This window comes from Alcanivorax sp. P2S70, assembly GCF_000475295.1.
Classification (GTDB): Bacteria; Pseudomonadota; Gammaproteobacteria; order Pseudomonadales; family Alcanivoracaceae; genus Alcanivorax; species Alcanivorax profundi.
In genome coordinates this window covers 104,201-123,032 of record NZ_AXBZ01000034.1, presented here as the reverse complement: position 1 = coordinate 123,032, position 18,832 = coordinate 104,201, and the positions used below count along the sequence as shown (strand labels likewise).

Below are 18,832 nucleotides of genomic sequence, written 5' to 3'. Positions count from 1 at the left end.
GGCAAAGGTTCCGGCTGGCCAGAGTGCGGTGCTTCGTGGCCACTGATTCCATGGCCTCTACCACGGTGGCCGCCTGGCCTTTGGCCGTGCTGGAAACCCTCAATGGCTATGGGGTGGACGGGGTCGCCTTGATCAGGGAGGCGGGGCTGGATCTGGATGCCTTGAAGGCCAACCCCGGTGGCCGGGTCCCCACGGCCGCCATGACCCGGTTATGGACATTGGCTGCCGAACGCAGCGGCGAACCGGCGATAGGGTTGCAGGTGGGCAAAACATCGTTGCCCATGCATCTGCGAGTGATGGGGTTGCTGATTCAGACGGCGCCAACCATTGGCCATATTCTGGACGTGGCGGTGCGTTACCAGCGGTTGATTTCCACCGGCGTGATCGTGCGGTTACAGCAACGGCCGGAGGCCGTGGGGCTGGAAATCTGCTGCTTGCCGGATGTGGTTCTCCATCCCGCATCAATTGATGCTTTCGTGGCAGCGCATGTGGGTAATCTGCGACGGCTTTATCCCGAGGGCGGCGTCTCTCAAGTCACGCTGCAGCGCACTGCCCCTGCCAGCGCCGCTGCCTGGCAAGCGGTGCTGGGTTGCCCGGTGCTGTTCCAGCAGCAGGGGAATATCGTCTGGCACTCGCGGGAGTGTCTGCAGCAACCTTTGCTGCTGGGGGATGCGGGCCTGTGGCACCAGCATGAACAATTGGCCTGCAAGGAGCTGGAAGCGCTGGATGCCACCCCGCCACTGATCCTCACCCTGCAAGGGTTGTTACGGGCCCAGGGGGATGCCGTGCCCGGCCTGGCGGCACTGGCGGCGGCGGTGTCCATGAGTGAGCGTTCCTTGCGGCGGCGTCTGTCAGAGTTGGGCAGTGGTTACCGCCAGTTGGTGGATGGCTGGCGCGCCGAGCGTGCAGCACAACTGGTTCGCGGTGGCGACAGCCTGGCAGAGGTGGCGCATCGATTGGGGTTTTCCGACGCCAGCAATTTCAGTAAGGCATTTCGTCGCTGGTACGGTGTTAGCCCGGATACCTTTCGACAGCAGGATTCATGAATGACTGAGCAGCAAACGACGGCCGCAGGCCTGCGCCGGGAATGGCAGGCGTTCTGGTTGGCGATGGGCTTTCTTACCCGGATCCCGGTGCCGGTGACAGTGGATTACAGTCAGCGGTTGATGAACCAGTGCAGTGTCTATTTTCCGCTGGTAGGGCTGTTGTTGGGTGGGCTGTATGCGGCGCTCTATACGCTGCTGGCCGGGTTCTGGTCGCCGCAGGTGTGTGTGCTGCTGGTGTTGGGCTTTCACCTGTGGATTACCGGCGCCTTCCATGAAGATGGCATGGCCGATTGTGCTGATGGGCTGGGCGGTGGCTATACCGTGGCGCGGCGCCTGGAGATCATGAAGGATAGCCGGATCGGCACCTACGGGGCGGTGGCGTTGGGGGTGACACTGGCATTGAAAGTCGCCTTGCTGACCGACATGCAGCCGGTGTGGCTTGCCCTGCTGCTGGCCCCGGCCATCAGTCGCCTGACGCCGTTGTGCCTGATGCGAGCGCTGGTCTATGTCAGTGACCCGGACACCAGCAAGAGCAAGCCTGTGGCAGAAGGCTTCAGTGGCCAGCGGCTGGGGGTGGCGGTGGCCGGTGTGGCGGCGCTGGCACTGGTGGCCGGCGTAGCGTTGGAAGCACTGGTGGCGGTGGTATCCGTTGTGCTGGTGTGGGGCGCCATGTTGCGTCGCAGCCTGGGCGGTTACACCGGCGATGCGCTCGGCGCCAGTGTGATTCTGTCAGAGCTGGTTTTCCTGCTGATGCTGGTGCAGGGCCAGGAAGGACGATTCTAGGGCGCCTTGCAGGTGATTCTACGCCCACAAGCGGGGCAATGAGAGTGGGAGCGGTCGTCCAGCCGCGATGGCCTTGCCCGGCTTTTTTTCGCGGTGGAACCACCGCTCCCACCGGCTGGCTCTTGTCCTGAACCCGGCAAGGTCAAGGCAGATAGGTGTCTCGGATCACGCCTTCCAGTGCGTCGTAGCGCAGCGTCAGCTCCGGTTGCCCCATGGCGTAGGGCGCGATGTGGTAGACGTTATAGAGCAGCACCAGTCCCTGTTCGCTGAAGTACGCCTGGTCGGTCTGGTCAAACGGCCAGCTGTCGCGGAAGTTCTGGTCCAGTTTCTGTTGGTCCAGCCATTGAGTGTGGGCGTCACGGGCCAGTGCCCAGAAGGTGTCTTGCTGACCGGGGACGATCAGATCATCGAGGGCGAGCCGTTGCTGGCGGGCCAGATCCCAGTGGAAAAAGGTCACGGCCGGGTTGCCGTGGGCGCCGCCGGTGTATTCATGGCTTTCGATGCGCAGGGTGAGCAGGTTGCCACGTCGGGATTCCTTGCTTAGCCTGGCGGACAGGCTCCAGCCCTGGGAGCCCATGGCCATGTCGGCGGCATCGGCCAGGAACGCCTCGGCCAGTCCTTCAATGGTCCCGTCATGGGTGGCGTCGCCTTCCTGTTGTACCAGTACGGCCGCCAAACGGTTTTCGATCGCCTGGTTCAGCTCGGGCTGGTCTTCGAAGGTGATCCATTCGATGCTGACTCGAGCACAATGCTCACCATCGCACTGAGGGTCGGTACGGTCCAGGTTGTGCAGTACCCGCACCAGTTGGCCGGGAGAATTCGCGGCGGTAGAGGGGCTTGCCGTGTCGCCTGTGGCGGTCGGCGAGGGGTCGTTATTGCTGTCACATCCTGCCAGCAGTATTACACCTAGCAAGAACACAATTGTCATACGCATGGGACACCCTTCATTCCTACCCGAAAAACTGCAGGCATTTAACGGCAGCCAACGGTCGGGTTCAAGGGGCGTTTTTGCAACCCGGCTCCGCTGTCACTATGCTGCCACGCACTGAAACCCAAGGGAGACACCGCGATGAGCTTCTGGACTGTTTATCTTTCCGGCGAAATTCATACCGACTGGCGTGAGCGTATCATTCAGGGCTGTGCTGACAAGGAGCTGGATATCGAATTCAGCAGTCCGGTGACGGATCATGAAGCCAGTGACAAGGTTGGGGTGAATATCCTGGGCGCCGAAGAGAAGCGCTTCTGGGAAGACCGGTTGGGCGCAGGTATCAACGGTATCCGCACCCGCAAACTGATTGATGAAGCGGACCTGGTGGTAGTGCGCTTTGGGCCCAAGTACAAGCAGTGGAATGCGGCGTTTGATGCAGGCTACACCGCCGCCTTGGGCACCCCGATGATTATCCTGCATGACGAAGAGCATGATCACCCCCTCAAGGAAGTGGACGCCGCGGCGGATGCGGTGGCCCGCACACCCGAGCAGGTCGTGGAGATGCTTGCCTACATCCTTAACGCCTGATCGTTCGCCTTTCTGTTGCCCCCCGCAGGCCGGTGTCTGTGGGGTGTTGCACCGGGTAATTAACCTGGTTTTGCAAATTCCCGGGAGTCATCTTCGCCTTTTGTCTGTCACAGTGAAGACAAGCGAAGAATCAAGGAGAGCTCCCATGACCCACAAAATCCTGGCCGCTGCCACCCTGATGCTGGTGACGACCGCCGCTGCCTGGGCGGACAGTACCGAAGGTGTGCCCAACATCAAGACGCCGGAACCGGAGAAAGTGGAAGTCCAGATGGAAGAGTCCATGGAGGACATCCGCGAGTATTCTGTTGAGCAGAAAAACGAAGCCATGCAGGTGGCTCGCCATGCGCTGGATGAACTGCAACAGCAGATGACCCTGCTGCAGGCGGATATCGACAGCCGGTGGCAGGAACTTTCCCAGGATGCCAGACTGCAAAAGCAGGAAGCCCTGTCGGCATTGAAGCAGGAACAGAAAGAGCTGGAAACCCGCTATCAGTCCATGCAGGAAGCCGGCAAGGAAAACTGGGATGCAGCCAAACAGCAATTTCAGGAAAGCTGGGCGGCAGCCAAACAAAACTGGCGGGCCCTGACGGCAGGCAACGAATCCTGATGGGACGATAGCTACGACAGTGATACAGGGGAGGCACGTATGCTGACGCTGATTCCCTTCGACGATAGCCGGGTGGTAGGTGCGCGGATTTCCGGAAAAATTACCCGCCCGGAATTCGAAACGGTGGCTGCCGCACTGGAGACGGCGCTGGAAAAACACGACAAGGTGCGCTTTTACGCAGAAATGGAAACCTTTGGTGGTGTGGCTATGGATGCCCTGTTTGAAGACTTGAAGTTTGGTCTTCGCCACTGGAGGCAGTTTGAGCGCGAGGCCGTGGTCACCGATTCAGACTGGCTGCGCCGGCTGGGCGTGTTGGCCGACAAGCTGCTGCCGGGCATCGATGTTCAGGTGTTTCCCCGCGACCAGCTGGACGCAGCCAAACTCTGGATCTGTGAGGGCTGAATCAGGCGCCCCATGAGGGTTACTCGCTGTCCAGCAAGCCGGCCAGGTGTGACAGGCAAAAACGGTACATTTGCTCGGCGCCCTGGCGGGCTTTCTCTACCTTGTCTGCCGGGGCGTTGTTGCCGGCCCGAAAATCGGCCTGCCAAGTCACCTTGCAGCCACCACCGGCGGCGCCCAGTACCGTGACCGTGGCGACAAAGTCGGCACTGGCGCTGACCCCCGGGGCCTTGAGGATACGGTAGGAAAACTGCCGTGCATCGTCGTCATACCCCACCAGTTCCTCCACCACCTCACCTCCGGTGGCCGTGGCCACGGTGCGGATCGCGCCGACGCCTTCCCCTTCTACAGTGCAGCCGGTAACGCCGGGCAACCAGCTCTGCAGATCGGCAAAATCGTGGATGCGCTGCCACACGGTGTTGGCGCTCTGCGGGTAGCAGTGTTCAGCATGAATGGCGGGCATGGTGGTCTCCGTAATGAATTCAGGCCGGGGTATTAAGGCGCTGGCGCAGGAAAGATTCGAACGAGGTCAGGAACGGGAATTGCTGTTGCAGTGGCGCCAGCGGGAAGCGCCAGCGTACCTCGTTATTCCAGACATATTGCCGTGCGGCTTCTGCGTTACTCAGGCGCAGGGCCCATAACGGGACCTTGATCGGCAGCGGTCGCTTGCCGGTTACATGGCGGTAGATCGCTTTCATGTCCGCCACGGTCAGCACATCACTGGCCAGGTCCAGTTTCTGGCCAAGCCAGGTCTCTGGCGCGGCGAAAATCGCCGCGCTGACGCGGGCAATGTCTTCCACGGTCACCATGTGAAACGGCACATCCTTGTTCAGGCAGCCGTCCAGGGTGGCCAGCACCAGGGCCGGGTTTATGGCTTTTTTGCCCTTGTTGCCCATCACCGGTTCGAAAAAGTTCTCCATAAAGAACACTTCGCGGAGCATGGTGAAGGGGAGTGACAGGGATTCGATGTGCTGCTCGATTTCCCACTTGCTGGCGAAGTGCAGCACGTTGCCGGCTTCTTCGCAGCCGGCGACGGACGTTTGCAGGAAATGTTGTACACCGGCGGCGGCTGCGGCATCGGCCAGGCGCTTGCCCTGCTCGATCTCGCGGTCATAACCCACACCCTTTTCCCAGAAATTCTGCACGGCGAAGACGCCATAACAGTCCTTGCAAGCCAGCTGCAGGGAAACGCTGTCGTCGAGATCACCGGCCACCACTTCCACGCCCCGGTGGTAGAGCGCACGGGCGGAGGGCTTGTCCGGGTTGCGGGTGAGCGCGCGAACGGCAAAACCCTGCTCCAGCAGCAGGGGAATGAGCGCGCCACCCTGGGCGCCGGTGGCACCGGTGACGAGAATGCGTTTGTTGGCCATAAAGGGTCCTGCTCAGAACTTGTCGGTTCTGAGCAGGATAGCGTGAGCGTGCCGGACAACAATGACGAAAACCGTCAGCAAGTTGATGAAAGTCGCCGCCAGCGGCCCATAACGCACGAAGGGCCTTTCGGCCCTTCGATATCGTCGCTGTGCAGGGGAGCCTGCCAGTCATCGAATTCGTCCAGAGCCTGACGCCAGTCCAGTCGCGGGCGCAGTTGTTCGCGGGGTGCCTGATGGGCACCCCCCTTGCGCATCAATGGGTCCATTGCCGCCCAGTTGCGCAGGGGTTTCGGGCCTTTGGCCATGGGGAGTACCTCCTGAAGATGAATGAAGCCCGCCAGCCAGTCTGGCGAGGGCGCGCGATCATACGCTTGCCCCGCCCCCCGTGCCAGCGAAATCAGTGTGTCCAGGACAGGTAAAAATGTGCCCCGCTTAAACGGTTGTCGTAGCGGAATTTGAAGTCGGAGGTGGTTTCGGTAACGACCAGACTATCAGTGGCCAGGCCGATACCTGCCCCGAGCCCTTTCCACAACCGGTATTCCATGCCCACTTCAATATCGGTAAACATGCCGCGCCAGTCGTCGTACTCCAGATAGAACCCCTCGCCACGCAGGTACCAATAAAGTTTGGGGTTAACCTGATAATTAAGGCCAAAGCCCAGGGTGGGTAGCGGAAGGGTGGTTGCGGCGTTTTCTGTGCGCTGGCTTGACGGGGTCCCCAGGGGGGTGTTGAGCACATCCAGATCGATAGCGAAGCGGGAGACATGCAACCCGGCCCCTGCCATGAGCTCCACCTTGTCGTTGTGGTAAAAAGACCAGTAGTAACTGGCTTTGGATATATCATATTGCAGTGAACTGTTTACCCGGCTTCCTGCGGAAATGGTGATATCGTCTCCATCCGGGTTTACCCATTCCACATCGGATTCAAGGTGGCGCGTTGCACTGGAGTCTACTTTGTACCAGGACAGCACCACCTGGGATTTGGGGCTGAACCGGTAACGACCATTTACCTTGAAAACGGTGTTTTCCAGATCCAGGCCAAGGGTGTCGGCCGGCCGTAGTGCGGCGCCGGCGCCTGCATTGCGGCTGACCAGTGAAAGGGTGGTGTCTGCGCGAAACACGTGGTACCCCCCGGCGGTAATGGAGAATTTTTCGTCACCGGTCAGGTTGTCCGCCAGGGCGTTGACGGAAATCAGCAGGGACGCAAGTGTCACAATGGGGCTGAGGCTGGTGCGCATGAACAAATTCCTTTTGGCGGGCTCCGGTCCCGACATCCTGAACGAGAATGGCCGCGATGGGCAGGAAAAGGTTCAAATAATTGCATCGCTCGCACTCTCGAATGAGTACGATGATTACAGTTAACAGGTATCTGGCGTTAAGGAGTGTGCATGGGAATCTTACGACGATTGTGGCTGGTGGTATGGGTGGTGCTGGCAGGGTGCGCCAGTACCCATGAGACTCCGGGGAATCCGCTCAGGGTAGGAGTGATGGCCGATTATCCACCTATCGTTTTTTACCAGGAGGGTGAGCTGGCGGGACTGGAAGTGGATTTTGCCCATCAGCTCGGTGATGCGTTGGGTCGGCCGGTCCAGTTTATGGAGTATGACTTTTCCGGCTTGTTTGATGCTCTGGACCGTGGCGACATTGATTTGATCATGTCGGGTATTTCAATTACGGAAGAGCGACAACGTGATTACCTGTTCAGTTTGCCTTATACGTATATCGGTCAGATGGCCGTGGTCAGACTGGAGGACGCAGCCAAACTGGCGGCCCCGGGTGTACTACTCAGGGGCGGTTTTCGTATCGGGTTCAAGAACGGCACCACCGGGGAAGCGCTGGTCAATGCCCGTAGTGTTAATGGCGTCGGGTTTGATAGCAATGACGAGGCCATGATGGCGTTGTTGAATGGTGGCGTGGATGCCTACGTACATGATGCGCCGACAGTCTGGAATCTGGCGAACCGTCGTGAATATCAGGGAACGTTATTAGGGCTCTACAAGCCGCTTACGGAAGAGCCGTTGGCCTGGGTGTTGCGTCAGGACAATGTGCAATTGAAGAAAGAAGTGGATGACGTGCTGACCTTATGGATGAACAACGGTGAGCTGATGCGCTTGAAGCACAAGTGGATGCCAGTGAAAATTCTGGCGGGGGAATAGGCGCGTGCTTGCCATCAAATATCCGCGTAATCCTGGCCGCCCTTGAGCCAGCGCCGCAGGAGTGGGTCGACCAGCGAGGGGCACTCCTGCAGTAGCCGGTCAGCCACGTCGCGGGCCGGTTCCATCAACGCTTCGTCACGCACCAGATCGGCAATCCGGAACGCCAGGTCACCGGTCTGGCGGGTGCCCAGCCACTCGCCGGGACCTCGCAGTTTCAAATCTTCTTCAGCAATCACGAAGCCATCGGTGGTGTCACGCATGACCGCCAGGCGTTGTTTGCCGGTCAGCGATAGCGGGCTCTTGTAGAGCAGAAGGCAGTAACTCTGTTCGCCCCCCCGGCCTACCCGGCCCCGTAGCTGGTGCAGTTGTGCCAGTCCCAGCCGTTCGGCATTTTCCATCACCATCAGGGTAGCGTTGGGCACATCCACGCCGACCTCGATCACGGTGGTGGCGATCAGTAACTGGGCCTGGCCGGAGGAGAAGCGCGCCATGCGTTCCGCCTTTTCCTTGGCCTTCATGCGTCCGTGCACCAGTTCCACGGTCAGCTCAGGCAGCGCCGCCTGTAATTCCTCGTAGGTGGCCTCCGCGGCCTGGGCTTGCAGTTCTTCGGATTCCTCGATCAGAGTGCAAACCCAATACGCTTGTGTGCCGGCCTGACAGGCATCATTGATGCGTTCAATCACCTGGGGGCGACGCCCTTCCGGCAGCACCAGCGTATCGATGGGTTTGCGCCCCGGCGGCATTTCGTCGATCACCGATGTATCCAGGTCCCCGTACACACTCATGGCCAGGGTGCGGGGGATGGGTGTGGCCGTGAGTACCAGCTGATGGGGCACCTGTACCCCGTGGCGGGTCTCGAAGCGGCCTTTTTCCCGCAGGGCAAGACGCTGCTGGACGCCGAAGCGATGCTGTTCATCAATGATGGTCAGGCCCAGGCGATGAAACTGTACGGCATCCTGAAACAGGGCATGGGTGCCGACCACGATATTGGCGCTGCCATCGGCCAGGGCGGCGTTGGTCTCGCGGCGTGCCTTTGCCCCCAGGCTGCCGGCCAGCCAGTGCACCTCGATGCCCAGCGGCGCGAGCCACTGGCGGAAGTTGTCACGGTGCTGTTCGGCCAGCAGTTCGGTGGGGGCCATCAGTGCCACCTGGTAGCCGGCCTCAATGGCGGCCAGTGCGGCGGCGGCGGCCACCAGTGTCTTGCCGGAGCCCACGTCCCCTTGCACCAGCCGTAACATGGGATGAGGCTGTCCCATGTCTTTCATCAGTTCGGCGATGACCCGTTGTTGCGCCCCGGTCAGAGCGAAGGGCAGGCTGGCTTGCAAGCGATCGAACAGGGTGGTGCCGGTGAGCCGGGGGGCATGAAAGGCTTTCTGCCCGGCCCGTTTTTGCAGCATGCCGAGTTGGTGGGCCACCATCTCTTCCATCACCAGGCGCTGCACTGCCGGGTGCTGGCCTTCCAGCAGCAGATTGACCGGGTCATCCGGGCGCGGGTTGTGCAGCTTGGTCAAGGCGTCGGTGAGGCTGGGCAGGCCGCTCTGATCCAGCAGGGTGGAAGGAATCAGCTCGCGGGGCGGGTGTGCCTGCAAATACGCCAGAGCCTGGGTGGTGAGGTTGCGCAGGGTTTTCTGGCTGACGCCATCGGTGGTGGGATATACCGGTGTCAGCGCTTTTTCCAGCGGCGGTAGCGGCTGGTGGCCATGGGCGATCTGGTATTCGGGGTGATAGAACTCCAGGCCGGCGGCTCCCGGGCGGGGTTCGCCGTATACCCGGATCGGCCGACCCCGTTCCAGGTTGTTCTTCTGTGCGGCAGTAAAGTGATAAAAACGCAGCGTGACCATGCCGGTGCCGTCTGCCACCTTGCAGAGCAGGGAGCGGCGGCGGCCGAAGACCACATCGGCGGCCATGACTTCCCCTTCAATGACCACCCCGGTTTCCGGTCGCAGGCTGCCAATGGGGGTAATGCGGGTGCGGTCCTCGTAGCGAAAGGGCAGATGGAAGAGCAGGTCTTCCAGATTGTGCAGCCCCAGCTTGGTCAGTTTCTCGGCCGCAGCCGGTCCCACGCCCTTGAGGCGATTCAGTGGGAGGCTGGAGAGAGAATCACTGGCCATCAATAATGCGTTCCGTCAGCGAGTTGCGAGGAGCGAGTGTCGAAAGGCAAAACCGCTTTTGCACTTCGTCACCCGTCACTCGTGTGTCGACACGTTTACCCCGACAGTCCTTCCTTGGGCACGGCCTGGCGCAGTACCTCGATGGCCTTGGGACGCGGGAAGCTGTCACGCCAGACCAGCGCAATGGTTCGTGACGGGACCGGCTCCTCGAAGGGACGAACGGTAAAGGTGTCTTTGTCATAGCCGTGCTGATAGAGCGCGGAGTTGGGCAACACCGTGACCCCGAGACCGCCGGCCACCATGTGGCGCAGGGTTTCCAGGGAGCCACCTTCGATCTGCACCAGGTTTTTCTGGCTTTGAGAATCGATGGCCGGGCACAGCTCCAGCACCTGGTCCCGGAAACAATGGCCTTCGCCCAGCAGCAGCAGGGTTTCGTTAAGCAGCTGTTCCGGGGCGATTTTCTTTTGCGAGGACCAGGCGTGGTCCTTGGGCAGCAATACCGAGAACGACTCTTCGTACATGCGTGCCCGCACCAGACCACCACCGGAGAACGGCAGCGCCACAATGATGGCATCCAGCTCGCCGTGTTCCAGTTTACGACGCAATACGTGGGTGTAGTTTTCCTCGATAAACAGAGGCATGTCCGGGGCCGCCTTGCGTACTCGAGGCACCATGGCCGGGAACAGATAGGGGGCGACAGTAAAAATGGCGCCAACACGCAGGGGGGAACCCAGTTGGTCACGCTGACTCAGGGCCATTTGCGACAGCAGGTCGGCTTGCTCCAGTACCCGCTGTGCCTGGGTGACGATGGGCTCCGCCTGCGGGGTCACCACCACTTCTCGGGGACGGCGCTCGAACAGGGGCATGCCGAGCTGTTCTTCCAGCTTCTTGATGGCGGCACTGAGGGTTGGCTGGCTGACGTTACAGGCCTGGGCGGCGTGGCCGAAATGGCGTTCACGGGCCAGGGCGACTAGATAGCGAAGTTCTGTTAATGTCATGGCGTCGATATGTTTAGTCGATGATGGCCCATTGTGCACCTCGTAGAACCTCGATGCTAGAGGGTCGGGCAGTTAACAGTTAACAGTGAATAGTTAACAGCTCGCGGAGCGGGTGTGGTACCAGATTTTGGGCTGTTGTGCCGCGGTTGCAGAATGTCGTGCGGCCAGCGGTTGTTAAACACGCGTTTTTAATTTGGAGCGATATGTCTCATATCCTGATTGCGGGTCTCGGGGATCTGGGCTCGGGGCTGGCGCAAGTCTTGCTGGCCGAAGGGCATCGGGTCAGTGCCATCCGCCGCGGGCAGCAGTGTCCGGCAGGGGTGGAGTTGTATAGCCAGGATCTCACTGAGGGCGCGGCCATGTTGCCGCCGGATCAGGTGGATCTGCTGGTGATCATCATGACGCCGTCCGAGTACAGCGAAGCGGGTTACCTGAAGGCGTTCGTGCGGGCGCCGCTGACCTTGCTGGATGCCCTGGCCCAACAACAACCCCTGCCGCCAGTGGTGTTTGTGTCCAGCAGTGCCGTCTTCGGTGAACTGGCCGGCGAGGTGGATGAGCTAACGTCGCCCAGGCCGTCCCGCTATAACGGCAAGGTATTGCTGGCCGCGGAAGAGGAAATCAGCGCCCGCAGCATGGCCACGGTGGTACGCTTCACCGGTATCTATGGGCCTGGCCGCTATCGCCAGATCGACAAGGCGGCGCGGTTGGCCAGGGGCGAAGAGGCCCTGCCGGCGTCTCAGTGGACTAACCGTATCCACCGCGATGACTGCGTGGGCCTGCTGCACTGTGTGGTGAGCGGCTGGCTGGAGGGGCAGGAGATGCCGCCGCTGGTGGTGGGTACGGACTCGGTGGGTGGCCGTAATCTGGATGTGTTGCAGTGGTTGGCACAGCAGCAAGGGCTAAGCCTGGAGGTTCCCGGCGATACGCTCGACGCCCCCCCCGCCGGCAAACAGGTTAGAAGTCGGTATATATCTCAAGGTCACTACACCCTCAAGTATCCCGGTTACCGGGAAGGGTATGCTCAGGTGCTGGCGGAGAGGGATAGTTGAAAGTTTAAAGTTGAAAGTTCAAAAGGGGCTGGTGGTGTCCCCCTATGTGGGAGCCGGCCTGCCGGCGATTTTGAGCTTTCCGGCCTGAATCGCTTGCAGGCAAGCTCCCACAGGATGGGCAATCAGGCTGTTGGCTGCATGCCGGGCCCACGTTTTAACGTTCACCTTGTTCCCTTGAACGGCTCTTGAAGCGCATTTCCGGCGTTTTCACGCTAAAATCGCCCTCCTGTCGGGCAATGACGGTTTCGTTGGTCATTTTTTCGCCGTCAGACTTGCCTCCGGCGCTGGCATTAGTAAAGTGTGCGCCTCAAATTTTATCCGTGGCGGTGCCAGACCCTCCTGAAGCGCCGCAAAGGCCCGTGGTGGGCGCAATGGAGAGATGTGCATGAGTACACCGGTTGCCGTGGTAATGGGCTCCCAATCCGATTGGGAAACCATGAAAGAAGCCTGTGACGCCCTGACCCAGTTCGGTGTTGGCTGGAAAGCCGAGGTGGTCTCTGCCCACCGCACCCCCCAGCGCATGTACGACTTCGCCAAAAGTGCCCATGAAAACGGCTACAAGGTCATCATCGCCGGTGCCGGTGGTGCGGCTCACCTGCCGGGCATGATCGCCGCCCTGACCCCGCTGCCAGTGCTCGGTGTGCCGGTGAAAAGCCGGACCCTGTCTGGCTGGGACAGCCTGTTGTCCATCGTGCAGATGCCCAAGGGCGTGGCGGTGGGTACCCTGGCGATCGGCGCGGCCGGGGCCTGGAATGCCGGGCTGCTGGCGTCGCAGATGCTGGCAGCGGAGAATCCAGAGCTGCTGAACAAGATTGCTGAATGGAAAGCCTCGCGTGCTGACGAGGTGCTGGCCAACGCGGAGCTGGGCCAGGGCTAGGCCCGACCCTCAATTCGCCCCTGCTTGTGACTAACGGATCTGCTATGAATCGCGTACTCGTTCTTGGTGGTGGCCAGCTTGGCCTGATGATGGCGGAGGCCGCAGCCCGGCTGGGGCTGGTGGTGGACCGTTACGATCCGGAGCGAGCGTTGCTGCTGCCAGGCACCTCTGATCTGGCGGTACCGATCAGCTGGGAAGAATGCCAGGAGCGTTACCCGGTGATTACCGTGGAGCGCGAAGCGTTTCCGGAAGAGGGCCTGTCGGCGGACCTGGCCAGAAGCGACCGCTGCGTGGCCCGCGGTGCCCTGCAGGTGATCCCGGATCGCTTCACCCAGAAAGCCATGCTCGACAAGCTGGGCATCCCCACCGCGCCCTGGGTCACCTTGGACAAGGCAGAGGATCTGCAGGCGGCTGTCGCGCAGTTTGGGGGTGTGGTGGTGAAAGCCCGCACCGGCGGCTATGACGGTCGTGGCACCTGGATTGTGGGCGAAGGGGGCGATCTGTCTTCCGTGCCCGCGGCAGAGCTGGCCGGCAAAGCCATCATTGAGCAAAAGATTCCTTTCCGCCGTGAACTGTCCATCGTGGGGGCTCGCAGTATCAGTGGCGAAACCCTGTTCTACCCACTGACCCGTAACTGGCATGTGGACGGTATCCTGCGCCTGAGTCTGGCGCCAGCCAATGCCTGTAGCGATCTGCAAAAGCCGGCGGAACAGATGCTCAAGGGCATCATGGAGGAACTGGATTACGCCGGTGTCATGGCGGTGGAGTTCTTCGAAGTGGATGGCCAGTTGATGGTCAACGAAATTGCCCCGCGGGTGCACAACTCCGGCCACTGGACCCACGAAGGCGCGGACTGGTCCCAGTTCGACCTGCACGTCCATGCCTTGGCCGGTGTGCCGCTGCACGCGCTCAACGTCCATGGCCCCTCTGCCATGGTTAACCTGATCGGCACGCCTTTCGAGAGCGCCTGGTTGCAACACCCGGGTGTGGTGCACTGGTACGGCAAGAGCGTGCGACCGGGCCGCAAGGTGGGCCATGCCAACCTGGTGGCGGGTACTCTGGAAGGGTTACGAAAGGGCCTGGATGCCTGGGCCGACGTGCTTCCGGAAGGCTATCAGGCGGTCCTGGATTCCGAGCTGGGGCTGGGCTGATCGCCTGGCTTTTGCCTTGCGGCAGCTGGCTCAACACTTTAATCGCTTGCAGGCAAGCTCCCACAGGGGGCAGGTTGCCCTGCCTGTAGGCGACGGGGGCTGACTGAGGCGCTGTCAGTGACAGGGTCATGCTGCCTTCACATTCTCTCCCGTGGCCAATGGGGTACACTCACGGCTGACTGCAATCAGGATGCTTGTCGTGCCCATGTCACTCTCTTCACTCACGCTCACGCGCTATCGTCGATTGATCATGCTCGTCATGATCGTGGCACTGGTGCTGATCACGGTTGAGCTTAGCGGCCTGCGGGAGCAGATGTCGGTATCCTTTCTGCGTGCCCAGCTTGAAGCCAATCCGGTCACGGGTGTGCTCGCCTTTGTGCTGGTGTTTGTGATCGGTAACCTGATTCAGCTGCCCGGCTGGATTTTCCTTGTGGCGGCGATCCTTGCGCTGGGTACCGTGATGGGGGGGCTGGTTACCTATCTGGCGGCGGTTACGTCATGCCTGGTCACCTTCACGCTGGTGCGTGGGCTTGGTGGTAATGCCCTGAGAGAAATCAACAATCCCTGGGCGAAGAGTATTCTGGCCCGGCTGGATACCCACCCGATTCGCAGCGTGGCACTGCTGCGGATCCTGCTTCAGACCATGCCCGCGTTGAATTACACCCTGGGGCTCAGCGGTGTGCCTCTGCGCCCCTATCTTGTCGGTACCCTGATTGGGTTACCGATACCTATTGCGTTGTACTGCCTGTTTTTCGACAGAGTTCTATTGTTGCTGCCGATCGGGTAGATACAAGCTTCAAGTTTCAAGCTGCAACGCGAATTGAGGCTGTGCCACGCAAAACAAGACAGTGCTCGCGCACCCACTTCGGGGCTGCCTCTGTAGGAGCTTTCTTGCAAGCGATCCGAGCGATAGCGAGGTTTGCAGTTGAGTTGCGAGTGTTCTGCCTTTCGAAACCCGCTACTCATCACTCGTTTCTGGAATCTTTACCTTCGCCAAGGCTCGGATCGCTTGCAGGCAAGCTCCCACAGCGGGGATGCTTTTGAAAGCTCAAAGCTCAAAGCTCAAAGCTCAAAGCTCAAAGCTCAAAGCTCAAAGCTCAAAGCTCAAAGCTCAAAGCTGCCCCTTCAATGTCTTAACAGGGCGCTGAGCGAGTCCACCACTTCTGCCCAATCCGCATCTTCGCGCACGGCCTCTGCCAGGAATTTCGACTGGGAGGGGTTCCAGAATGGGGCTTGATGAAGGTGCATGCTGTCAGCCAGCTGGCCACCGTGTTGGTGGATGAAGTCTTCGATATCGTCGTCGCTGTTGGCCAGCCCGAGCTGGGCAAACAGGGTGTTGAGGTCGTGGGTGGCGGTATCCATATCGCTCTCCCTTGCTTGATGTGATTACGCTGTAATGCTGCTGCGGACTCCTGTCCTTGGCATTGCGTTATTGATATTGCGCTTTTTTAGCGGACCTGTCCTCCCCTGCTTTGGTCTTAATGGAGGAACGCCGTTCATCCTGTGGGCCGAAAACAACAACGCCCGCGCGAAGCGGGCGTTTACTCCGGTGTGTGCGGGTAAGGCTCAGGCGATATCCATGATCCCGTCCATTTCCACCTGGGCGCCCTTGGGCAGCGCGGCGACGCCGATGGCGGCACGGGCTGGGTAGGGCTGTTTGAAATGGCGAGCCATAACTTCGTTCACCAGGGCGAAGTGGCCCAGATCGGTGAGGAAGATATTCAGTTTCACGATGTCCTGCAGGTTGCCACCAGCGGCTTCGCAGACAGCCGTCAGGTTGCTGAAGACCTGCTCGATCTGCGCTTCCATGTCGCCTTCCACCAGCTCCATGGTGTCTGGAACCAGGGGAATCTGGCCAGACAGATAAACGGTAGAGCCGGCCTTGATGGCCTGGGAATAGGTGCCAATGGCTTGCGGTGCCTTGTCGGTGCTGATGACGGAATGGTTGGACATGATGCGTTCTTCGTCGGTTGAGCCCCGGCCATGGCCGTCAGGCGAAATAAGGAAGCGGCTATGCTGGCATGCCGCCCGCCGGCACGCAACACCGCCAACATCCATGCTGTGGGAGCTTGCCTGCAAGCGATTTGGGCTTTGATCAAGAACGTAATCGCTTGCAGGCAAGCTCCCACAGGGGCACAGGATTCAGCGACCTCAAAGGCGATGAATGCGGACGATGCTGTCCAGGGTTCTCAGTTTCTTGATGATGCGGGCCAGGTGGATACGGTCTTTCACCGTCATGGACACGTTCAGGGTGGTAAGGGTGGGGTCTTTTTCTGCCATGTCGATGGTGTCGATGTTGGAGCCCAGTTCGGACACGCTGTTGGCCAGGGTGGCAAGTACCCCCCGTTTGTTGATCAGCTCGATGCGCAGCGCCGCCGTGAATTCCTGCTCCACGTCCTTGTCCCAGCTCAGCGCAATGCATTTTTCCGGGGCGTTACGCATTTCGGCCAGCAGGTTCTTGCAGGTGTCGCGGTGGACCACGATGCCCCGGCCTGCACTGAGGTGGCCGATAATGGTGTCGCCGGGCAGTGGATAACAGCACTTGGCATAGCTGACCATCAGGCCTTCGCTGCCGCGGATAGCGAGAGGGCGGCGATCGTCTTCATGCTGGCGTTCATCATCGTCGCGGGCGCCCGCCAGCTTGCGGGCCACCAGCGGTGCCAGTCGGTTACCGATACCGATATCTTCCAGCAGGTCGTCCAGCTCCACATAGCCGTTGCCGGCCAGTTCGCTAACCACCCGTTCGATGGGCAGATCATCCAGGCCCATGTCGTAGCTGTGCAGGGCTTTTTCCAGTAGCCGCTGCCCCAGCTCCACGGCATCTTCGCGTTGCTGGTGCTTGAGGAAGTGGCGAATGTTGGTGCGCGCCTTGCCGGTGACGACAAAGTTGAGCCAGGCCGGGTTGGGGGTGGCATTGGGGGCGGTGATGATCTTGACGGTCTGGCCCGATTCCAGTGGTGTGGACAGCGCGGCGAGCTTGCCGTCGATACGGGCAGCCACGCACTTGTTGCCCACCTTGGTGTGCACGGCGTAGGCAAAATCCACTGCGGTGGCGCCACCGGGCAGCTCCTTGATGTCCCCCTTGGGGGTGAATATATAGGCTTCGTCCGGGAACAGGTCCACCTTCACATTCTCGATAAACTCCATGGAGTTACCGGTCTTCTGCTGCAGTTCCAGCAGGCGCTGCATCCAGCTCTGGGTGCGGCTGTGGGTGGGCGTGCCCGGTTGGCCGTCGGACTTGTACAGCCAGTGGGCGGCGATGCCGTTGTTGGCCATGGCCTCCATTTCCTCGGTGCGGATCTGCATTTCCAGTGGAATGCCGGAGCGCGCCTTGAGGGTGGTGTGCAGGCTCTGATAGCCATTGGCCTTGGGGATGGCGATGTAATCCTTGAAGCGGCCGGGGATCGGCGTGAAGTAATTGTGCACCGCCCCCAGTACCCGGTAGCAGGTGTCTACCCGGTCGACGATGATGCGGAAACCGAACACATCCATGATGTCCGCGAACGGTTTGTGCTGTTCTTTCATCTTCGAATAGATGCTGAACAGGTGCTTCTCGCGACCCAGTACCCGGGCTTCGATGCCTTCTTCTTCCAGGCAGTGCTCGAGGCTGGTCTTGATGGTGGTAAGGATTTCCTTGCGATTGCCGCGGGCCTTCTTCACCGCCTGGCCAATCAGCTTGGCGCGCATGGGGTGAATGGCATGGAACGCCAGGTCCTCGTACTCCACGCGCATGTTGTACATGCCCAGCCGGAAGGCGATGGGGGCGTAGATTTCCAGGGTTTCTGTGGCGATACGGCGGCGTTTTTCAGCACGCATGACATGCAGGGTGCGCATGTTGTGCAGACGATCGGCCAGCTTGATCAGAATGACCCGGATATCCCGGGTCATGGCCAGCATCATCTTGCGCAGGTTTTCCGCTTGCTGTTCGGCCTTCGATTCGAACTTGATCTGGGCAATCTTGGAGACGCCATCGACCAGCTCGGCCACTTCTTCGCTGAATTCCTCGGCCAGTTGTTCCTTGCTGATGCCGGTATCTTCGATCACATCGTGCAGCATGGCCGCCATGAGCGAGGCATGGTCCATGTGCATGTCCGTGAGAATGTTGGCCACGGCCAGAGGGTGGGTGATGTAAGGGTCCCCGGTGCGCCGGTACTGGCCTTCATGGGCCTGCTCGGCGAAATGGTAGGCGCGTACGACCTGGGCGATCTGCTCGTCGTCCAGATAACTGCGTAACCGTTTTTCCAGGTTATGAATCGTGGGCAAAAGGCCTCGTCACGCCCTTGGCGAGTAGCAAGTAAGAAGTACCTGTTAGCTTAGATTTGAGGGCAGGTTTTGTCTATGACAAGGAGACATGCAACGGGTGATAACCCGCAGAGGGAATAACTATCAGGGAAATGCAGGCAACGAGAAGGCAGGTGCCTTCCGGTTTCCGCTCCTGCGCGGGTGCGCAGGAGGGCAAAGGTGGCGCGCTTATTCGCCGAAAGACTGGGTCAGCAGTGCCAGCTCGTCCACGTCGGCGCTGCGGTCAGCCATGGGGCTGTCCACGGATTCGGCCGTGACGTGACCTTCAGCAATTTCACGCAGGGCCACTACGGTGGGCTTGTCGTTTTCCCAGGCGACGCGGGGCTCTTTGCCACCGGTCTGCAGTTGGCGGGCGCGTTTGCCTGCCACCAGCACCAGCTCGAAGCGGTTATCGAGTTGTTCCAGGCAATCTTCAACGGTTACACGGGCCATGCTGTTCTCCTACAGGCGGGTGCCACCACCGGGCAA

21 protein-coding genes are annotated in these 18,832 nt (G+C 60.3%); 10 read left to right on the top strand and 11 right to left on the bottom strand.

Features of this window, described 5'->3' with window-relative positions:
* Positions 1–35 precede the first annotated feature (35 nt).
* Positions 36–1,046, top strand: coding sequence for an AraC family transcriptional regulator (locus Q672_RS27815; protein ID WP_152521831.1), 1,011 nt, complete (start codon positions 36–38; stop codon positions 1,044–1,046).
* Positions 1,047–1,829, top strand: coding sequence for an adenosylcobinamide-GDP ribazoletransferase (cobS, locus tag Q672_RS27810; RefSeq protein WP_022985779.1), 783 nt, complete (start codon positions 1,047–1,049; stop codon positions 1,827–1,829). It abuts the gene before it with no gap.
* A gap of 142 nt (positions 1,830–1,971) precedes the next feature.
* Here the strand turns inward: cobS and Q672_RS27805 are convergent, their stop codons facing one another.
* Positions 1,972–2,763: a DUF3298 and DUF4163 domain-containing protein gene (locus Q672_RS27805; protein WP_022985778.1), complete on the bottom strand. Its 792-nt coding sequence runs from the start codon at positions 2,761–2,763 to the stop codon at positions 1,972–1,974.
* Positions 2,764–2,898: 135 nt separating this feature from the next.
* Here Q672_RS27805 and Q672_RS27800 point away from each other — a divergent pair, with 135 nt between their 5' ends.
* From Q672_RS27800 to Q672_RS27790, 3 genes are all read left to right on the top strand, one after another.
* Positions 2,899–3,345, top strand: a complete 447-nt coding sequence (locus Q672_RS27800; RefSeq protein ID WP_022985777.1) for a YtoQ family protein — start codon at positions 2,899–2,901, stop codon at positions 3,343–3,345.
* Positions 3,346–3,490: 145 nt separating this feature from the next.
* Positions 3,491–3,952 carry a hypothetical protein gene (locus Q672_RS27795; RefSeq protein ID WP_022985776.1) on the top strand — a complete coding sequence of 154 codons (462 nt, stop codon included), beginning with the start codon at positions 3,491–3,493 and terminating at the stop codon, positions 3,950–3,952.
* Between the two features lie 39 nt (positions 3,953–3,991).
* A complete protein-coding gene (locus tag Q672_RS27790; RefSeq protein ID WP_022985775.1) occupies positions 3,992–4,354 on the top strand; it encodes an STAS/SEC14 domain-containing protein in 363 nt (120 codons plus the stop codon).
* A gap of 19 nt (positions 4,355–4,373) precedes the next feature.
* Here Q672_RS27790 and Q672_RS0117265 read toward each other — a convergent pair whose 3' ends face one another.
* The 4 genes from Q672_RS0117265 to Q672_RS27775 all read right to left on the bottom strand — a co-directional run bounded on the left by Q672_RS0117265 (position 4,374) and on the right by Q672_RS27775 (position 6,958).
* Positions 4,374–4,814 (bottom strand): SRPBCC family protein, encoded by a 441-nt coding sequence (locus Q672_RS0117265; protein ID WP_022985774.1) that lies wholly within the window; start codon positions 4,812–4,814, stop codon positions 4,374–4,376.
* Positions 4,815–4,833: 19 nt separating this feature from the next.
* Complete coding sequence (locus Q672_RS27785; protein ID WP_022985773.1) at positions 4,834–5,721, bottom strand: NmrA/HSCARG family protein; 888 nt, start codon at positions 5,719–5,721, stop codon at positions 4,834–4,836.
* Between the two features lie 74 nt (positions 5,722–5,795).
* The gene (locus Q672_RS27780; protein ID WP_022985772.1) at positions 5,796–6,026 is read right to left on the bottom strand and encodes a hypothetical protein; all 231 of its coding nucleotides are present in this window, start codon (positions 6,024–6,026) and stop codon (positions 5,796–5,798) included.
* Positions 6,027–6,118: 92 nt separating this feature from the next.
* The gene (locus tag Q672_RS27775; protein ID WP_022985771.1) at positions 6,119–6,958 is read right to left on the bottom strand and encodes a hypothetical protein; all 840 of its coding nucleotides are present in this window, start codon (positions 6,956–6,958) and stop codon (positions 6,119–6,121) included.
* Between the two features lie 150 nt (positions 6,959–7,108).
* Here Q672_RS27775 and Q672_RS27770 point away from each other — a divergent pair, with 150 nt between their 5' ends.
* Positions 7,109–7,876, top strand: coding sequence for an ABC transporter substrate-binding protein (locus Q672_RS27770; RefSeq protein ID WP_022985769.1), 768 nt, complete (start codon positions 7,109–7,111; stop codon positions 7,874–7,876).
* A 14-nt stretch (positions 7,877–7,890) separates the two neighbouring features.
* On the opposite strand, the gene recG is transcribed toward Q672_RS27770, so the two are convergent.
* Both recG and Q672_RS27760 read right to left on the bottom strand, forming a co-directional pair.
* A complete protein-coding gene (recG, locus tag Q672_RS27765; protein ID WP_022985768.1) occupies positions 7,891–9,987 on the bottom strand; it encodes an ATP-dependent DNA helicase RecG in 2,097 nt (698 codons plus the stop codon).
* A gap of 95 nt (positions 9,988–10,082) precedes the next feature.
* Positions 10,083–10,985 carry a hydrogen peroxide-inducible genes activator gene (locus Q672_RS27760; protein ID WP_022985767.1) on the bottom strand — a complete coding sequence of 301 codons (903 nt, stop codon included), beginning with the start codon at positions 10,983–10,985 and terminating at the stop codon, positions 10,083–10,085.
* 203 nt (positions 10,986–11,188) lie between these two features.
* Between Q672_RS27760 and Q672_RS27755 the strand changes: the two genes are divergently transcribed.
* The 4 genes from Q672_RS27755 to Q672_RS27740 all read left to right on the top strand — a co-directional run bounded on the left by Q672_RS27755 (position 11,189) and on the right by Q672_RS27740 (position 14,849).
* Entirely contained in the window at positions 11,189–12,034 is an 846-nt protein-coding gene (locus Q672_RS27755) for an NAD-dependent epimerase/dehydratase family protein (protein ID WP_022985766.1), read from the top strand.
* Positions 12,035–12,419: 385 nt separating this feature from the next.
* Complete coding sequence (purE, locus tag Q672_RS27750; RefSeq protein WP_022985764.1) at positions 12,420–12,911, top strand: 5-(carboxyamino)imidazole ribonucleotide mutase; 492 nt, start codon at positions 12,420–12,422, stop codon at positions 12,909–12,911.
* 44 nt (positions 12,912–12,955) lie between these two features.
* The gene (locus Q672_RS27745) at positions 12,956–14,062 is read left to right on the top strand and encodes a 5-(carboxyamino)imidazole ribonucleotide synthase (protein WP_022985763.1); all 1,107 of its coding nucleotides are present in this window, start codon (positions 12,956–12,958) and stop codon (positions 14,060–14,062) included.
* Positions 14,063–14,267: 205 nt separating this feature from the next.
* Positions 14,268–14,849: a TVP38/TMEM64 family protein gene (locus Q672_RS27740; protein ID WP_031226621.1), complete on the top strand. Its 582-nt coding sequence runs from the start codon at positions 14,268–14,270 to the stop codon at positions 14,847–14,849.
* Between the two features lie 338 nt (positions 14,850–15,187).
* Here the strand turns inward: Q672_RS27740 and Q672_RS27735 are convergent, their stop codons facing one another.
* The 4 genes from Q672_RS27735 to rpoZ all read right to left on the bottom strand — a co-directional run bounded on the left by Q672_RS27735 (position 15,188) and on the right by rpoZ (position 18,796).
* Positions 15,188–15,424, bottom strand: a complete 237-nt coding sequence (locus Q672_RS27735) for a DUF2789 domain-containing protein (protein WP_022985761.1) — start codon at positions 15,422–15,424, stop codon at positions 15,188–15,190.
* Between the two features lie 204 nt (positions 15,425–15,628).
* Positions 15,629–16,015: a RidA family protein gene (locus Q672_RS0117260; RefSeq protein WP_031226619.1), complete on the bottom strand. Its 387-nt coding sequence runs from the start codon at positions 16,013–16,015 to the stop codon at positions 15,629–15,631.
* Between the two features lie 198 nt (positions 16,016–16,213).
* A complete protein-coding gene (gene spoT, locus Q672_RS27730) occupies positions 16,214–18,325 on the bottom strand; it encodes a bifunctional GTP diphosphokinase/guanosine-3',5'-bis pyrophosphate 3'-pyrophosphohydrolase (protein ID WP_022985759.1) in 2,112 nt (703 codons plus the stop codon).
* A 207-nt stretch (positions 18,326–18,532) separates the two neighbouring features.
* Complete coding sequence (gene rpoZ, locus Q672_RS27725) at positions 18,533–18,796, bottom strand: DNA-directed RNA polymerase subunit omega (RefSeq protein WP_022985758.1); 264 nt, start codon at positions 18,794–18,796, stop codon at positions 18,533–18,535.
* Positions 18,797–18,832 lie beyond the last annotated feature (36 nt).

Coding starts and splice junctions, on each gene's coding strand:
- cobS (WP_022985779.1), top strand. CDS start 1,047: ATGACTGAGCAGCAAACGACGGCCGCAGGCCTGCGCCGGGAATGGCAG.
- Q672_RS27805 (WP_022985778.1), bottom strand. CDS start 2,763: ATGCGTATGACAATTGTGTTCTTGCTAGGTGTAATACTGCTGGCAGGA.
- Q672_RS27800 (WP_022985777.1), top strand. CDS start 2,899: ATGAGCTTCTGGACTGTTTATCTTTCCGGCGAAATTCATACCGACTGG.
- Q672_RS27795 (WP_022985776.1), top strand. CDS start 3,491: ATGACCCACAAAATCCTGGCCGCTGCCACCCTGATGCTGGTGACGACC.
- Q672_RS27790 (WP_022985775.1), top strand. CDS start 3,992: ATGCTGACGCTGATTCCCTTCGACGATAGCCGGGTGGTAGGTGCGCGG.
- Q672_RS0117265 (WP_022985774.1), bottom strand. CDS start 4,814: ATGCCCGCCATTCATGCTGAACACTGCTACCCGCAGAGCGCCAACACC.
- Q672_RS27785 (WP_022985773.1), bottom strand. CDS start 5,721: ATGGCCAACAAACGCATTCTCGTCACCGGTGCCACCGGCGCCCAGGGT.
- Q672_RS27780 (WP_022985772.1), bottom strand. CDS start 6,026: ATGGCCAAAGGCCCGAAACCCCTGCGCAACTGGGCGGCAATGGACCCA.
- Q672_RS27775 (WP_022985771.1), bottom strand. CDS start 6,958: ATGCGCACCAGCCTCAGCCCCATTGTGACACTTGCGTCCCTGCTGATT.
- Q672_RS27770 (WP_022985769.1), top strand. CDS start 7,109: ATGGGAATCTTACGACGATTGTGGCTGGTGGTATGGGTGGTGCTGGCA.
- recG (WP_022985768.1), bottom strand. CDS start 9,987: ATGGCCAGTGATTCTCTCTCCAGCCTCCCACTGAATCGCCTCAAGGGC.
- Q672_RS27760 (WP_022985767.1), bottom strand. CDS start 10,985: ATGACATTAACAGAACTTCGCTATCTAGTCGCCCTGGCCCGTGAACGC.
- Q672_RS27755 (WP_022985766.1), top strand. CDS start 11,189: ATGTCTCATATCCTGATTGCGGGTCTCGGGGATCTGGGCTCGGGGCTG.
- purE (WP_022985764.1), top strand. CDS start 12,420: ATGAGTACACCGGTTGCCGTGGTAATGGGCTCCCAATCCGATTGGGAA.
- Q672_RS27745 (WP_022985763.1), top strand. CDS start 12,956: ATGAATCGCGTACTCGTTCTTGGTGGTGGCCAGCTTGGCCTGATGATG.
- Q672_RS27740 (WP_031226621.1), top strand. CDS start 14,268: ATGTCACTCTCTTCACTCACGCTCACGCGCTATCGTCGATTGATCATG.
- Q672_RS27735 (WP_022985761.1), bottom strand. CDS start 15,424: ATGGATACCGCCACCCACGACCTCAACACCCTGTTTGCCCAGCTCGGG.
- Q672_RS0117260 (WP_031226619.1), bottom strand. CDS start 16,015: ATGTCCAACCATTCCGTCATCAGCACCGACAAGGCACCGCAAGCCATT.
- rpoZ (WP_022985758.1), bottom strand. CDS start 18,796: ATGGCCCGTGTAACCGTTGAAGATTGCCTGGAACAACTCGATAACCGC.